Below are 14,990 nucleotides of genomic sequence, written 5' to 3'. Positions count from 1 at the left end.
GCTTTCGTTCGACAGGCGTATTTCGATACGCGCGCGGTGCTAACATGCGCGGACTTTCGATTTGCATACCGAAGTCCGCCCCGCCATGTCACCCGCCAATCTGCTGCAACTGATCGTCCTCGCCGCCCTGTGGGGCGCGTCGTTTCTTTTCATCCGCGTCGGCGTCGCCGAGTTCGGCGTCGCGCCGCTGATGGCCTTGCGCGTCGGCATCGGCGCCATTTTTCTGATCGTCATGCTGCTCGCCCGCCGTCCGCTCGCCGCCACCGCCGCGACGCTGCGCGCGCGCTGGCTGCAACTGCTCGCCGTCGGCATTCTCAATTCGGCGGCGCCGTTTTGCCTGTTCGCGTATGCCGAGCTGACCCTATCGGCGGGCGCGACATCCGTCATCAACGCGACGACGCCGCTGTTCGGCGCGCTGGTCGCGTATCTGTGGCTGCGCGATCGTCTGACGACCGCCCGCACGATCGGCATGGCGATCGGTTTTGCGGGCGTGCTCGTGCTGGTGTGGAACCAAATCGCGCCGGAGCACGCGGGCCACGATGCCGCGCTGCCCGTGCAAGGCATGCTCGCGGCGGCGGCGGCCCTCGCGGCATCGGCGCTGTATGGCGTCGCGGGCAACTTCGCGAAAAAGTATCTGATGGACGTCGATGCGATGACCAACGCCGCCGGCAGCATGATCGGCGCGACCCTGACGCTCGCGCCGATCGCGTTCCTCACGTGGCCCGCCGCGCCGGTTTCCGCGCACGCGTGGGGCGCGGTGCTCGCGCTCGGCATCGGCTGCACGGGCATCGCGTACTTTATCTATTTCCATCTGGTGGCGGTCGCGGGCCCCGCGCGCGCGATGACCGTGACCTTCGTCATCCCGCTCTTCGGCATCTTGTGGGGCGCGCTCTTTCTCGGCGAACGCGTCTCGCTGGTGATGATGGCGGGTTGCGCGATCGTGCTCGCGGGCACCGCGCTCGCCACGGGCGCGGTGAAGCGCGTGCCCTTTTTCGGACGGCGCAAATTCGCGCCGTGAACTAGACTCCCTGCGACGGGGCCCGCCGCTCGCCCCTCGCGTCACGCGCATCCGTCAAATTGTTTGGATGCGCGTTGCACGTTCCGCAATGCCGCGTCATCCTTTCGCGTTTTTGCGCCGGGAGTCGATATGGCAGTTTCGTTCGCCAAGCTAAAGCATGAAATGATGAAGATGGTGCCGCCCACGCTCTTCTTCTTCGTTCTTCTGCATGCCGTCGTCATCGTTCGCACGCTGATGGTGAAAGGCACCGGCATTTCGCTGCCGACGTCCGCTTCGGTCATCGTCGCCTCGCTGATTCTCGGCAAGTCCGTGATGATCGCGAACATGCTGCCGTTCATCAATCGCTATCCGGATCACCCGCTGATCTGGAACGCCGCGTGGAAAACGCTCATCTATACGATCATCGCCGGCATCCTGCACTATCTCGAGCGCCTCTTCGATTTCTGGAAGGAGACGCACGGCCTGGCGGCGGCGCAGCACGCACTGCTCGCGCATATCAACTGGCCGCAGTTCTGGGCGATTCAGATTCTTCTTTTCATAATGATCGGCAACTACTGCGCGTTCTCCGAACTCGGGCGCGTGATCGGACGCGACGTGCTCAAGTCGTATTTCTTCGGCCCGCGCGTGGACGTGCCGCCGAGATGGCAGCAAGGCTGATCTCCTATTCCCCGCGCACCGGTCCGCGTCCCGCCTTGATCGCGCCGCGTTTCACCTTGCTTTCGACACGCCGCATCTGCGATCCGCGCGTGGGCTTCGTCGCGATGCGCTTGCGCTGGGTGACGGCGACGCTGCGGATCAGCTCGTCGAGCCGCGCGAGCGCCGCGGCGCGGTTCATGTCCTGCGTACGATATTCCTGCGCCTTGATCACGATCACGCCGTCGCGCGTGACGCGGCTGTCGGCGAGCGCGAGCAGTCGCGTCTTGATGTGCTCCGGCAACGACGATGCGCGAATATCGAAGCGCAGATGGATCGCGCTCGACACCTTGTTGACGTTCTGACCGCCCGCGCCTTGCGCGCGCACGGCCGTCAGCTCGATTTCGTTGGGCGGCACGGCGAGGCTGTCGGTCATCGTCATCGGTCGGTCCCCTTGATGCGTCGCTCATAAGCGTCGTACATCAGCGTTATTCATGCCAGACGGCGCATTCTCGCAGCGAGCCCGGAATCGCGCCGCGTCGGCTCTCTCACCGCCTGCGCGAAAATCGCCGCCGAGCCGAACACGTCGATTCTGCGCTTCGCGCGCGTGATCGCGGTATAGACGAGCTCGCGCGACAGCACACGCACGAACACGCCGGGCAACACGAGCGCCGCGTGCTCGAACTCCGAGCCTTGCGACTTGTGGACGGTCAGCGCAAACGCGGTGTCGTGCGGCGGCAGCGCGGCGGGCGACACGTAGCGCAGCGCGCCATCGGCCGTGCGGAATGCGACGCGCAAGAAACCGTCCGCGCCCGGCAGCGCGATGCCGATATCGCCATTGAAGAGCCCGAGCGCATAGTCGTTGCGCGTGACGATCACCGGCCGCCCGGCAAACCACTGCGCGCCCAGCGCCAGCGCGATACCCGCCTGCTCGCGCACTTTCGCGGCGATGCGCGCGTTCACTTCGTCCACGCCACGCGGTCCCTTGCGCGTCGCGCACAGCACGCGGAAGCGATTGAGCGCGTCGAAGAGCCGGGCATGATCGCTTTCTTCGCCCTCGAGCACGGCCGACAGCGCTTGCGCGTAAGGCGCAAAACCTTTCGCGAGGCGCGTGAGCGTGCGCTCGGACAGCGCGGCGTCGCCATCGTCAAAAAGGGCCGCGGCGCGCTCGCCGGCGGGGTCGAGCGCATGAAGCGCGGCCTCATCGTCGCCGTTGCGGACCGCGATAGACAGACGCCCGATATCCGAATCGAGCCCGAAGCGATAGTTCTTCTCCAGCCAGACGACGCAATCGGTCAGCGCGGATTCCGGATCGGGTGCTTCTGGCGGCTCGTCGAAAAGTCCGAGTTGCGGCTCGCTTGTCGGAACGTCGGCCCCGGCATGTGGCAGCGCCCGCTGGAGCCGCTTCGTATCGAGTCCGAGCGCCGACGCGATGCGCGCGATGCCCGCGTGACTGAACGACGGCTCCGCGCTCAGCTCCGCGAACACCGCGCCCGCCTCGACCGCCGAGAGCTGATCCTTGTCGCCGAGCATCACGAGCCGGCTCGACGGCGCGACGGCTTCGAGCAGATGCGCCGCCAGCGCGACATCGATCATCGAGGCTTCGTCGACGACGATCACGTCATAAGGCAGCGGATTGTCGCAATGATGCCGGAAGCGCCCGTCCGCCTGCACGCCGAGCAGCCGCTGCAGGGTGAACGACGTCCGCGGCAGCCGCGCGGCGAGCTCGGGCGGCAGCTTGTCGGCGCGCTCGATCAGCGCTTCCTGCATGCGCTGCGCGGCCTTGCCGGTCGGCGCGGCGAGCGCGATGCGCAAGTCCGGAGCGGCATCGAGCAGGCACGCGAGCACGCCGACCACCGTCGTCGTCTTGCCGGTGCCCGGCCCGCCGCTCACGACGGTCAGCCGCCCCGCCAGCGCGGTGAACGCGGCGACGCGCTGCCAGTCGATGTCGTCGTCGGCGCGCCGGCCGAAATAGCGCGTGATGCGCGCCGCGTGCTCCGCGACGTCCCGCTGCGGCATCGGCATGCGCGCATCGCGCGAGCGCTCGACGAGCGCCGCTGCAAGCCGCCGCTCGTAATCGAAGTAGCGCGCGAGATAAAGCCGCCCATCCTCGTCGATGACGAGCGGCAACAGATCGCCGGCGTCCGCGCGCGCGTCGTCACGTACGAAGCACGTGACGCCGCTCGCGAGCAACGCGTCGCGCGCCTCGTGAAAGCGCTCGTCGTGACGGCGCGCGAGCGCGGCCAGCGGCAGGCATACATGACCCTGCGCGGTGGCGCGGCTCATCGCGAACGCGGCGCGCTCGGCCCACAACACGCCGCGTTCGTCCGCGCCCAGCCGCGCCGCGAGCGCGCTCATGCGCCGCGCGAAACCCTCCGCGAGCGCCGCGCTTTCGTCGACGCCCGCGCGTTCGATGACATCGGGCGTGCTCATGCCGCGCCTCCCGCCATCAGCCGATCGAGCGCCTCGACCAGTTCGAGCGACGGCCGCCCGCTATGCACGCCGCTCGCTGCATCGCCATCGCGCCAATCGGGACGCACGCCCCGCACGAAGAGATACAGATAGCCGCCGATATGCGCGTCGTACGCGTAGTCGGGCAAGCGCGCGCGCAAATAGCGATGCAGCGCGACCACATACACGAGCGCCTGAAGGTGATACGCGTGCTCCGCCATCGCGACGGCGAGCGGCGCGGCGGCGTAGTCGGAGGCGGCGTCGCCCAGATGATTCGACTTCCAGTCGATGATCCAGTAACGCCCGTCGTGCTCGACGATCATGTCGACGAATCCCTTGATGAACCCGCGCAGCGCGCCGGACTCCAGCGCGACATCGGGAAAGCCGTGCGCCGCGAGCAAGCGCCGCAACGCGGTGAAATCGAGCGCTTCGGCAGGAAAAAGAAACTCCAGCTCGTTCATGCGGCGCGTCATCGCGATGCTGTGCAGCCGCATGCCCGGCGAGATTTCAGTCGCGACGGTATCGGCGAGGAGCCGCAGCATCATCGGACGCAGACGCGGCGCGAGCGCTTCGGGCGCGGGCGTCGGATGCTCGTGCAGCGCGCGCTCGACGGCCGCCGCCCAGCCCGACGGCTCCGTGAAATCGGCAAGCTCGTACATGCGATGCAGGCATTCGCCCGCCGCCGCGCCGCGCGGAAACGCGAGGATGTCGTCGTCGGCGAGCGGCGTCTCGTTCTTTGCGGACGCTTGCGCGCGCGCATCGTCCTTGAGCGCGGCGAGCTCGTCGTGATCGGGACGCGCTTCGGCGGGATGCGCCTGATTCGCCTCGTCGCGCGCGCCGGCGGCGATCAGCGAACTGAAGCTCGCCATGCGCCAGCGATCGCGCAAAATCCTTTGATTCGTGCGCGCGGCGATCTCGTGTTCGTTCGAGGTATCGGCGGCGAGCGGCTCGCGCATGTCGATCACCGGCAGCGGCGCGATGCCGATGGCGCCGTCCGCTTTCGCCGCGAGCGCGTGCCACGCCGCGACGATGTCCGCGTCCTCCGGCGGCTCCTTGCAGAATCCGTCGAACTCGCGGCCGCCGCCCGCGGCGAGCCAGTTGAGCACGCTGCGGCGCGACTCTTTTGTCGACCGGTTCGAAAGGTAAAAGCCCGCGACCACGTAACAACGAAACACCGCCCGCGTCAGCGCGACATATACGAGACGCGCGCGCTCGGCCGCCTGCTCGCGCGCGATGGCCGCGCTCACGTGATCGTCCTCGTCGCCTTCGATGCCGTAATGCAGCACGGCGACGCCCGCATCGTCGTGATATTCGCGTGCGTCGGGCAGGCCCGATCCGGACGCATCGCGCGACGCGCCATCGTTCAGGAACGGACAGAACACGACGGCATATTCCAGCCCCTTCGACTTGTGCACGGTCACGATCTGCACGAGATTGCGGTCGGATTCGAGACGCAGTTGCGCTTCCTCGCCGCCGCCTTGCCGCTCGCGTTGCGCGGCGAGCCAGCGCAGCGTCGGCGCGATGCCCGGCTGTTCCGCGCAACGCGCCTGCAGAAGCTCCGCCAGATGATTCACGTTCGTGAGCCGGCGCTCGCCATCGGGCCGCGCGACGAGACGCGTCGCGATCGACAGCTCGCGCGCGAGCGTGCGCCACATCACCGCGAAACCGCGTTCGTGCCAGATCGTGCGATAGCGCGAGAAGCGCTCGACCCAGCTCGTCGAATCGATCGGCTCGCCGTGCGGATCGGCCGCGTCCGCATGTTCGAGCCGCCAGAGCGCGGCGGCGTCGAGCCCGAACCAGTCGGTGGCGAGCGCGGCGCGCAGGCGGCGCAGGTCGCCGGGCGTGTCGATGGCGGCGAGCACGCGCTCGATCTGCTCGGCGTCGGGCGAACCGAACACCGACGCCTGCGCGAGCTCCACGCTGCCGATGCCCCACGCGGCGAGCACGCGCTTGACGAGGCTCCCCTGCCGGTGCGTCTGCACGAGCACGGCGATATCGCCCGCCGACAGCGCCTCGTCGCCGATTCGCACTTCACCGCGCTGCGCGCCACGCAAAAGCCGCGCGATTTCGGCGGCGCAGGCTTCGGCGGCATCGCGCTGCGCATTGGTTTTCGACAGCGCCGATTCGCCGTGCGGGAGCATCCAGACGCAAAAATCCGCGATGTCCGAATAGGCCGCGGCGGGCGTGTCGTCGATGAACGGCCCGCGCTTGCGGGTGCCCGCGCGCACCGGCTGATAGTCCAGCCCGTCGAGGATGAAGGCCTTCGCATTCGCTTCGAACAAGCGGTTGCACGCCTCGATGATCGGCGGCGTCGAGCGCTGATTGACCGCGAGCGTGTAGCGCGCGCTCGCGCCGTCGCGCGCGGCGAGATAGGTGTGCAGATCGGCGGCGCGGAAACTGTAGATCGCCTGCTTCGGATCGCCGACGAGAAAGAGCGGCCCGTGCGGCGCGAACACACGGTTGAAGATCGCGTATTGCAGCGGGTCCGTGTCCTGGAATTCGTCGATGAGCGCAGCCGGATAACGCGCGCGCAACGCCTCGGCGAGCCACGCATGTTTGACGAGCGCGTGATGCAGGTTCGACAGCAGATCGTCGAACGAAACGACGCGGCGCGCGCGCTTGCGCGAGGCGAGTTCCGCGGGCGCATGATCGAGCCATTCGCGCACGACATCAAGCCACATCGCGCTCTGCGACGCCTCGGCGGCGGCGGCGGACGCGGCAAGCGCTTCGGCCTGTTCGAAGAACGCGTGCATGGGTGGCGTGTTCTTGAGCTTCGTGCCCTTCGCGAGCGCGGTGGCCGTGAGCTTGAGCGCGCGTTCGGGCGGCGGCGCGTGACAGTCGCTGTCGGCGAAATACGCGGTCCATGCGTCGATGGCCTCGCCGATGATCTTCGTGCTGTAGCTGTTGCCTTTGAGCGCGCCCTGAGCGTCGGCGAGCAGCTTGACGATGGTGTCGCGCTCCGCGTTCCACAGCGCGCAGGCGTCGTCGAAGAGCGCCTGCATGTCGGCCGCCTCCGCCGCGCTGGTGTCGCCGAAACGAAGCGCGGCCAAAGGCTTTTTCAGGCGCCGCGCGAGTTGCGCATCGAGCGACGCCGGGCCCGCGCCTTTCGCGACGAGCCACGACGCGAACGACGGCGTGCGCGCCGCCACGGGCTCGACGCGCTCGCGCCAGAAGTCGGCCGCGAGCTCGAAGCGCAGCGCGCTGTCGTCGGCTTCCATGTCGAATGCGAACGGCATCGCGGCGGCGAACGGCGCTTCCTGCAGCGCGCGTTGGCAGAACGCGTGAATCGTGTGGATCGCGGCCTGATCGAACGTGGACACCGCGATGCGCAGGCGCTTCGCGGCTTCGCCGGCATCGAGATCGGCGAGCGTCGTGTCGAAAAGCTGCTCGATGAACGGATCGCCGGCGGCGTCGCCGTTTTCGATCGCATGCGCGACACCCGCGAGCCGCGAGCGGATGCGTTCGTGCAGCTCGGCGGTCGCGGCCTTCGTGAACGTCACGACGAGAATCTGCTCGACGGACAGACGCTTTTCGAGCAACAGGCGCACGTAGAGCGCGCAGATGTTCCAGGTCTTGCCCGTGCCGGCGGAAGCCTCGATCTGGTTCACGCCGTCGAGCGCGCAAGAGAAGACGTCGAGTTCCTGCACTGCGTTGTTATCCAGGAATGTTGTCATGCGCCGCTCCGCAGATGCTGCTTGAGCGGCTCGAAGACGATGCGCGCGAGCGCGGCGAAGGCGTCGTCGAGTGCGAGATTCGCGCCGCGGAATGCGATGCGCAACACCGGATCGTCGGATTCGGCGCGCGTGCGTTCCGACTCCCACGCGCCTTGCGCTTTCGAATCGCCCTCCTTCACCTTGAGCCACGCGCTTTTCGGAAAGAACCTGAGCGGCATGCGCCGCCCCGCGCGATAGAGCGCCGCGAGCGCGGCGAGATGCGCGAGCGGATCGGCGACGGGCGTGAGCTCGAAATCCGCCGCCTGCGAGCCGCGCCCGTGCCAGACCGTGCGGCGCGGGCCGAGCGGCAGCGCCGCGCAATACGCGAGATGCGCGAGCCACGCCGACAGATAATCGCGCGCGCGAGGCGCGTCGTAGCGATAGATCACCTGCGCTTGCGGCGTCAGCGCGTTGAGCGTGCCGACGAGCGTCAGCGGACGAAGGTCGACGAGCGCATCGTCGTACGCCCCGAAGAGCGCGAAGTTTTCCGTGTCCGGCCAGCGCGGCGTGAGATCGAGCGCGAACGGCAGACGCCCGATGCCCGCCGCCGTCGACGCGCGCACGCGCTCCGCCAGCTGACCGAGCGCGTGCAGCTCGCGCGCCTGCCACACGCCGCCCGTCGCGCCGCCGGGCATTTCCGGACTCGCGCGGGCGACACGTCTCGCGCGTTCGCGCGCGGCGCGATCGTTGTCACCGGCGGGGTCGAGCAGCGCGGGCAGCACGCGCGCGGCGAGCGCGTCGCGGCCCGGGAAGCCCAGTTCGAACGGCTCGGTATCGTCGAGCTCGGCTTCGGCATCGACGAGCGCGATGCCGAGCCTGTCGCGCAGAAGCGCTCGCGCGGGATGCCGCCAGAAGCGCACGAAGTCGTCGAACGCGATCGTCTGCACCTCGTCTTCCTGCGGCAAGGGCGCGGAGAAGAACGGCGCGACGGGCTGTGTCTTGCCCGATTCCAGCGCGCGCGCGAGTTCGGCGCGCTCGGGCTCGTAGGTGAAGAGCCGGCCGTCATCACGAAAATAGTCGGGCGCATAAGGCTGCAGCGGATGCTCGAATACGAAGCTCGCACGCGCTTTCGCCAGTTCTTCCGGCGCCGCATGCTTGCCTGCGACGGACTTCGCCAGATAGTCGAGCAGCTCGTCGATGAGCGCGGCGGGCGGCAGCACGGCGTTGTCGCGGATGCTGCGCCCCGTGTACGCGATCATCAGCCGGTCGCGTGCGGCGAGCAGGAGATCGAGAAACAGGTTGCGCTCGTCGTCGCGGCGCTGCCGGTCGCCGAGTCTGGAAAAGCGCGCCATCAGGTCGAACTCGTCGGCGCGCGTCAGGCTCGGCAGCATGCCGTCGTCCATGCCGAGCAGGCACACGACGCGATACGGCAAGCCGCGCAGGCTCGTCAGCGACGAGAACGTGACGCCGCCCCACGGCACGCCGCCGCGCGCGGGATCGTCGAGCGTATCGGTGAGCGCGGTGCGGATCACCGCCGCCGACACTTCGGTATCGCCCGCGCCCTCGTGCATCGCGACGACGAGCGCATCGATCGCGCCGCGCACGTCGCCGATCGAATCGGTGAAGGCGACGCCGGCATCGAAGAAACGTTCCAGCGCATCGAGCAGCAGATCGCCCCAGGCGCGCGCCGTGCGCGGCGTCGCGATGCGCACGGCGAACGCGTCGATATCGTCGACGAAACGCGTGAGACGGCCGAGCAACTCGGCGTCCGAGCCGTTCGCGCCTTCGATCGGCAGCCACTCCGCGACCGGCGCGCCGCCCTCCGGCAGCGCGTAGCCGAGATAGAGGCGCGTGAGGGCATCGGCGAACGTGTGGCGGGCCGCGGGCACGTGCTCTTCGGTGACTTCATCGGGACGCAGGCCGCGCCGCGCGCCCGCGGCCGCGAGCCACGCCTGCGCCGTTTCGAGCGCGATGGCGTCGATGCCGTAGCGCGCCGCGATCGCATCCACGCGCAGCCATTCGACGAGTTCCGGCGCGCCGACGCCGCGCTCGGTGAGCGCGAGCCAGTCGATGAGCGCGCGCGCGACGGGATTCGCCTGTGACGGCGGCAGGCCCGTGATGCGATACGGAATGCGCCGCCGCTCGTTGCTCGCTCCCGTGGGCGCCGTGCCGAAAATGCCGTCGATGAGCGGCCCCGCCACCGCGAGATCGGGAAACGCCACGAGCACGTCCGACGGCTCCAGCCCTTCGATCTCGTCGAACCAGTCGAGCAATCGGTCGTGCAGCACTTCTAGCTGGCGCGACAGGCTGTGACACACATGCACTTCGATGCCGTTCTCGACGATCTCATCGGGCTGCGGCTCGGCGTTCTCTTGATCGAGCGCGAGAATGCCGTTCTGCACGCGCGCGAGCCACGTCGGCGCGGGATTGGCTTCGAAAAGCTGCCGCTCGCCCGACGCCGCGCGCTCGGTCAGCTCGTGCAGCATGTGAAGCTGCGCCTGCGTTTGCCGGCCCCATTCCGCGAGCAGCGGATGGCCGACTTCCTGATAATCCGCCTCGCCTTTCAGCTCAAGTTGCTCGACGCGCGCCTCGCTCACGATGTCGAACCAGAACTCGCGGCACGGATTGCTCGCGTAGACGCGCACATCGATCCAGCGCGACAGCTCGCGCAACAGCGCGATATGCAGCGGCGGCATCGTCGGCAGCGCGAACACGCTGATGCGGCGCGGCCATTGGGCGCGCATGGCGGCGTCGCGGTCGAGATTGGGGGCGTCGGCGAGAAAGCGGTATGCGGGCGGCGTCGGGTCTTTTGCGTCCCCGTTCGCATCGAATGCGAGATCGGCGAGCAGCGCGCGCCAGAGCGCGGCCTGCCAGCGTTCGTCTTCGCGCTGGATTTCGTTGGCGCCCGCGAGGCGCGGACCGCGTGTATCGATTTCCACGCCTGAGCCAGAACCGCCCGCAAGAATGGAACCGCCCGCCTGCCAATGATTGAGCCACTCCGGCCGATACGTCAGATAGTGATCGAAGACCGTCGCGATGCGGCGTGCGAGTTCATAGCGCATGGAGTCGTCGGCGGCGTGGAGATAGGTCGAGAGCCGCGCCGAATCGCCGAACGACGGGTCTTCGAACAGCCGATAGCAGCGCCACGCGAGCCGGTCCGGCGCGAACGGCGAATGCGCGGGCACCGGCAGCACGCGGCCGATCTGCGCCCACAGCCATTGCGCCAGATAACAGAAATCGACGTTCGCGCAGATGCCGAAGCGCTCGGCCATGTCGAGTTCGAGCCGCCGCCGCAGGGCCGCGCTCGGCACGATGACGGCCTCGCGCGCGAACGGATCGCCCTCGCGCATCGCGAAGGCGTCGAGGTCTTCGAAGAGCGCGGCGGCGAGCGTCTCGTGACGGTTCGAATAGAAGAGTTCGAGCATGGAAAATGGCTTGCAATGCGGCCCCGGAACACGTCGTCCGCAGCGCGATTTGAAAAGCTTTGTAGATTCAAGGCGCCAGCATAGCAAAGCATGCGCGACGCCGAGAACCTGGCCGAATGGCCGAGGTCCGAAGCCCGTGGGAGTTGAGTTAGACTCGTTCTCGCCTCGTCCCCGAAACATCAACGAGCGTCAAAACAGGAAGTCGATGCGCTATTCGTTCGAAATCAGGAAGTTCATTTACAGCCAGTATTTCTTCGGCGGATTGCGCATCGCATTGGGCGTCTCGCTGCCCGCCGTCCTGATGCTCATCGTTTTTCACAATCGCGAACTTGGTTTCACGATCGCGACCGGCGCGCTCGGCGCGTGCGTCGTCGACATGCCCGGGCCACTGCGGCACAAGCACAACGAGATGCTCGCGTGCACGGCCATCGGCTTCGTTGCGGCGCTTGCAACGGGCATCGCGACGGCGCACCCGCTCACGCTCTGGCTGACCATCGTGCCGCTGACTTTCGTGCTGTCGCTGATCGTGGTGTACGGCAACCGCTGGCCGCAGATCAGCTTCGCGACGCTTTTCATGATGGTCGTCACGCTCGAAGAGCATTTCACGCCGATGCAGGCGCTCATCAACGCTTCGTGGATTCTCGTGGGCGGCCTCTGGTACACCTACTGGGCGACGCTCGTGAGCCGCCTGTTCGTCTACCGCATCGAACAGCAGGCGCTCGCCGAAAGCATGTTCAGCTGTGCGGAGTATCTGCTCGCGCGCGCCGAGTTCTACGATGGCGACGCCGATCTCGACGAGTGTTATCGCCAGTTGATCGAAAAGCAGGCCGTGGCCGTCGAGCGGCAGGAAGCGGCGCGCGACATCGTGCTGCGCAATCTGCCGAAGGTGAAGAGCGGCAAGCTCGATCCGCGGCGCGCGCGGCTCTTCAACCTGTTCATCAACGTCGTGGATCTGCACGAGTTTTTTGTCGGCTCGCATACGGATTATCCGCTCATCAGAAAGACCTTCGCAGGCTCCGACGTCCTCATTTTCTATCGCGACCTGGTGCGCAAGGCCGCCGCTGACCTCGAAGATATCGGGCTTGCGGTTCTCCAGAACAGTCCGGCAGGCAAGCAGATCCGCATGAAGGCCGAACTGCGCGCGATCGAATACGAGCTGGAGCTCATGCGCGAGCACGGGCTGCCGGAGCAAAATCCAGAAGCGTATACGGCGGCGGCGGCCGTGTTCAGGCGCTTGTGGAGCGCGACGCGCCTCATCGAAAAAATGCGCCGCAGCACGCGCGACGACGCGAGTCAGACCGAGACCGAAGTGCAGATCGACCACGCGTTGTCGCGCTTCATCTCGAGCCGGCGCGTGCCGTTCATGCAGATTTTCTCGAATCTCACGATGTCCTCGCCGAGCTTCCGGCACGCGTTGCGCGTGACGATCGCGGTGGGCATCGGATACTGGCTCGGGCGTCTCTTGCCGCTCACGAACGCGTACTGGATCGTGATGACCACCGTCATCATTCTGAAGCCGGGCTACTCGCTCACGAAGCAGCGCAACACGCAGCGGATCATCGGCACGGCGATCGGCTGCACGGTGACCATCGCGCTGATTCTCTTCGTGAAGGAGCCGCATATCCTGCTCTTCGTGATGTTCGCATCGATGGTGATGAGCTACAGCCTCCTGCTCTTCAACTACGCGGCGAGTGTCGTGTTCACATCGTCGTATGTGCTGTTGATGTTTCATCTGCTCGCGCCGGGCAGCATGCGGATCATCGGCGAGCGCGCGATCGATACGGTCGTCGGCTGCGCGATCGCCATCGCGGCGAGCCATCTTTTTCCGTACTGGGAATATCGGCTGATGGGCAAGCTCGTGAAGGACTTGCTCGCCGCGACGCGCAACTATCTCGAAGCCAGTTGGTGGTGGCGGGCGAAGCCGGCTGCCCAGACCGAGAGAGCTCGCGCGGCGTCTTCATCCACGGTTGAAACGCCGGCCGTATTCGCCGATGCGAACGCGGGGGCGGTCGCGGCGGCCACGGCGGAAGCGGCCAGCGAGCCGTCGGCCGGCACGCCGCCGCTCGATCCCGCGATCGTCGCGGATTCGGCGATGAAAGCCGCGAGCGCGACGGCGGAACGGTTGTCGTCGGTAAGCATCGGGGAAAGCACGGCGGCTACGGCGAGCAAGGGCGCGTCCGCCGCGGCGACGGTTGCCGCCACCGCGCTCGACCGCGACTTCCGCTATCGGCTCGCGCGCAAGAACGTGCACATCGCGTTCGCCAATCTCGCGCAGGCGTTTCAGCGCATGATGCTGGAGCCGAAGGCGCAGCAAAAGTACGTCGCCGAATTGAACGATCTGCTCGTACAGAGCCATGTGCTCGCCTCGCAGATCACCGCCGCCGCGCCGCTTTTGCAATCGCTCAACGACGCGGGCGGCCAGCCCTTCGAACCGGTGCAGCGCACGTTCGGCGTCGTGCGCGACAATCTCGCGGGCGCCGTGGACGATCTGCCGGCAGCACCGCAGCCCGATTCCCCCCTCGCGCAGGCCGACGCGCTCAAGGAGCTACGACGCGATCTCGACAAGATGGTGGTCGATGCCGAGCGCGCCCAGTCGCTGTCCGCCGATGCATTGCACGACCTGAAGCTGCTCGCGCATCAATGCAAGCAGATGCTGACGGCGGCGGCGCTCATCGGAAAAGACGCGGCGCAGATTCGTCTTCCGGGTTGAAGGCGTTACTGCGACGCGCCGAACGCGGGCACGGCGGGACGCACGTCGCTGGCGGCGGACGGTTGCGCGTCTTGCCGATCGAATTCGCGTTTGTCGCGGATCGCGTTGAAGAGGACCGTGCCGATCACGATCAAAATCACCACGACGATGAACACGCTGACGGCGCGCGTCGGGTTTTTTCTGGGCGAGCCGTGCGGGCGGCGAGGGTCGCGAGGGTCGTGGGTCATGAAATGGTTCGTGAGGCGATTTCGGAAAAAGATCCGACATGCTACGCGGATTCGTTTTCAGTTGGTTTGCGGGCCTCGCATTCCCCGGTTCATTCGTTTCGCAAAGCGTCGATCCAATGTCGTTGCAATCCCCGCCCATCTCGCGCGAAATTCTCTGCTGCACCGTCGCGCTTGAACGCCGGTCGTCGGCATGACCATACTATTCACGATTCCATGCGCGTTCGATTCCGGCCGCGCTGCAAGGGGCAAGGCCGGAATACCTAGTGACCGGACGCGTTGCGCCGCCCGCCCGGGCGGCTTTCTTTCACGCGATCTGGAAAACGAAAACCCGAAACTCAAGGCTGCAGCGCCGGCCTCACCGGCAGCGCCGTCGAATATTTGATCTGCTCCATCGCGAAACTCGAGCTCACGTCATAGAGCGGCACCGCGCGAATGAGCTGCTTGTACACGCGATCGTAGTCGTCGATATCGGAGACGACGACGCGAAGCAGATAATCGGTCTCGCCGCTCATCCGGTACACCTCGACCACTTCCGGAATATCGCGCACCGCGCGCGTGAAATCTTCCGCCCACGTTTGCGTGTGCTGGTTCGTTCGCACCGCGACGAACACCGTCGTGCCCACGCCCAGCTTCTTCGGATCGCACAGCGCCACTTGCGCGCGAATCACGCCCGTCTCCTTCAGCCGCTGGACGCGCTTCCAGCACGGCGTCTGCGACAGATTCACACGTTGCGCGAGCTCCGCGATGGGCATCGTCACGTCGTTCTGCAGCAATTCGAGCAGTTTGCGGTCGATGAGGTCCATTCCCATGCTGCACCCCTTGTAGGAAATTATTCTATTTCTGGATATCCGAGCGGAATTATATGGAAACTAA

General features: G+C 66.8%; 9 protein-coding genes. 3 read left to right on the top strand and 6 right to left on the bottom strand.

All coding sequences use genetic code 11. The annotated features are described in order from the left end of the window. The first annotated feature begins 85 nt into the window (after nucleotides 1–85). A complete protein-coding gene (locus AWB75_RS13035) occupies nucleotides 86–1,018 on the top strand; it encodes a DMT family transporter (protein WP_061124488.1) in 933 nt (310 codons plus the stop codon). Nucleotides 1,019–1,147: 129 nt separating this feature from the next. Beyond that, a complete protein-coding gene (locus AWB75_RS13030) occupies nucleotides 1,148–1,675 on the top strand; it encodes a hypothetical protein (RefSeq protein WP_061124487.1) in 528 nt (175 codons plus the stop codon). 4 nt (nucleotides 1,676–1,679) lie between these two features. Here the strand turns inward: AWB75_RS13030 and arfB are convergent, their stop codons facing one another. Genes arfB through recC form a run of 4 tightly spaced genes read right to left on the bottom strand, consistent with a single transcriptional unit; the run spans nucleotide 1,680 to nucleotide 11,180 of the window. Continuing rightward, the gene (gene arfB / locus AWB75_RS13025) at nucleotides 1,680–2,093 is read right to left on the bottom strand and encodes an alternative ribosome rescue aminoacyl-tRNA hydrolase ArfB (RefSeq protein WP_087039176.1); all 414 of its coding nucleotides are present in this window, start codon (nucleotides 2,091–2,093) and stop codon (nucleotides 1,680–1,682) included. A gap of 50 nt (nucleotides 2,094–2,143) precedes the next feature. Continuing rightward, nucleotides 2,144–4,084: an exodeoxyribonuclease V subunit alpha gene (gene recD / locus AWB75_RS13020; RefSeq protein WP_061124486.1), complete on the bottom strand. Its 1,941-nt coding sequence runs from the start codon at nucleotides 4,082–4,084 to the stop codon at nucleotides 2,144–2,146. Further along, nucleotides 4,081–7,776 carry an exodeoxyribonuclease V subunit beta gene (gene recB, locus AWB75_RS13015; RefSeq protein WP_061124485.1) on the bottom strand — a complete coding sequence of 1,232 codons (3,696 nt, stop codon included), beginning with the start codon at nucleotides 7,774–7,776 and terminating at the stop codon, nucleotides 4,081–4,083. Before recB ends, recD begins: the two co-directional genes overlap by 4 nt. After that, nucleotides 7,773–11,180 carry an exodeoxyribonuclease V subunit gamma gene (recC, locus tag AWB75_RS13010; RefSeq protein ID WP_061124484.1) on the bottom strand — a complete coding sequence of 1,136 codons (3,408 nt, stop codon included), beginning with the start codon at nucleotides 11,178–11,180 and terminating at the stop codon, nucleotides 7,773–7,775. The genes recB and recC overlap by 4 nt, the downstream gene beginning before the upstream one ends. Nucleotides 11,181–11,385: 205 nt before the next feature. On the opposite strand from recC, the gene AWB75_RS13005 reads away from it, so the two are divergent. Then, nucleotides 11,386–13,890 carry an FUSC family protein gene (locus tag AWB75_RS13005; RefSeq protein WP_061124483.1) on the top strand — a complete coding sequence of 835 codons (2,505 nt, stop codon included), beginning with the start codon at nucleotides 11,386–11,388 and terminating at the stop codon, nucleotides 13,888–13,890. A 5-nt stretch (nucleotides 13,891–13,895) separates the two neighbouring features. Here AWB75_RS13005 and AWB75_RS13000 read toward each other — a convergent pair whose 3' ends face one another. Continuing rightward, nucleotides 13,896–14,117, bottom strand: coding sequence for a hypothetical protein (locus AWB75_RS13000; RefSeq protein WP_061124482.1), 222 nt, complete (start codon nucleotides 14,115–14,117; stop codon nucleotides 13,896–13,898). A 335-nt stretch (nucleotides 14,118–14,452) separates the two neighbouring features. Beyond that, nucleotides 14,453–14,926, bottom strand: coding sequence for an Lrp/AsnC family transcriptional regulator (locus AWB75_RS12995; protein ID WP_061124481.1), 474 nt, complete (start codon nucleotides 14,924–14,926; stop codon nucleotides 14,453–14,455). Nucleotides 14,927–14,990 lie beyond the last annotated feature (64 nt).

Origin of the sequence: Caballeronia catudaia (genome assembly GCF_001544755.2) — a bacterium.
GTDB lineage: Bacteria > Pseudomonadota > Gammaproteobacteria > Burkholderiales > Burkholderiaceae > Caballeronia > Caballeronia catudaia.
Note: the sequence above shows the minus strand (reverse complement) of the source record. Positions and strands in the feature narration are given on the sequence as shown.

Bases quoted from the DNA above. Each gene is read 5' to 3' on its own strand.
- AWB75_RS13005 (WP_061124483.1), top strand. From the start codon at position 11,386: ATGCGCTATTCGTTCGAAATCAGGAAGTTCATTTACAGCCAGTATTTC.
- AWB75_RS13000 (WP_061124482.1), bottom strand. From the start codon at position 14,117: ATGACCCACGACCCTCGCGACCCTCGCCGCCCGCACGGCTCGCCCAGA.
- AWB75_RS13030 (WP_061124487.1), top strand. From the start codon at position 1,148: ATGGCAGTTTCGTTCGCCAAGCTAAAGCATGAAATGATGAAGATGGTG.
- AWB75_RS13035 (WP_061124488.1), top strand. From the start codon at position 86: ATGTCACCCGCCAATCTGCTGCAACTGATCGTCCTCGCCGCCCTGTGG.
- recB (WP_061124485.1), bottom strand. From the start codon at position 7,776: ATGACAACATTCCTGGATAACAACGCAGTGCAGGAACTCGACGTCTTC.
- AWB75_RS12995 (WP_061124481.1), bottom strand. From the start codon at position 14,926: ATGGGAATGGACCTCATCGACCGCAAACTGCTCGAATTGCTGCAGAAC.
- recC (WP_061124484.1), bottom strand. From the start codon at position 11,180: ATGCTCGAACTCTTCTATTCGAACCGTCACGAGACGCTCGCCGCCGCG.
- recD (WP_061124486.1), bottom strand. From the start codon at position 4,084: ATGAGCACGCCCGATGTCATCGAACGCGCGGGCGTCGACGAAAGCGCG.
- arfB (WP_087039176.1), bottom strand. From the start codon at position 2,093: ATGACGATGACCGACAGCCTCGCCGTGCCGCCCAACGAAATCGAGCTG.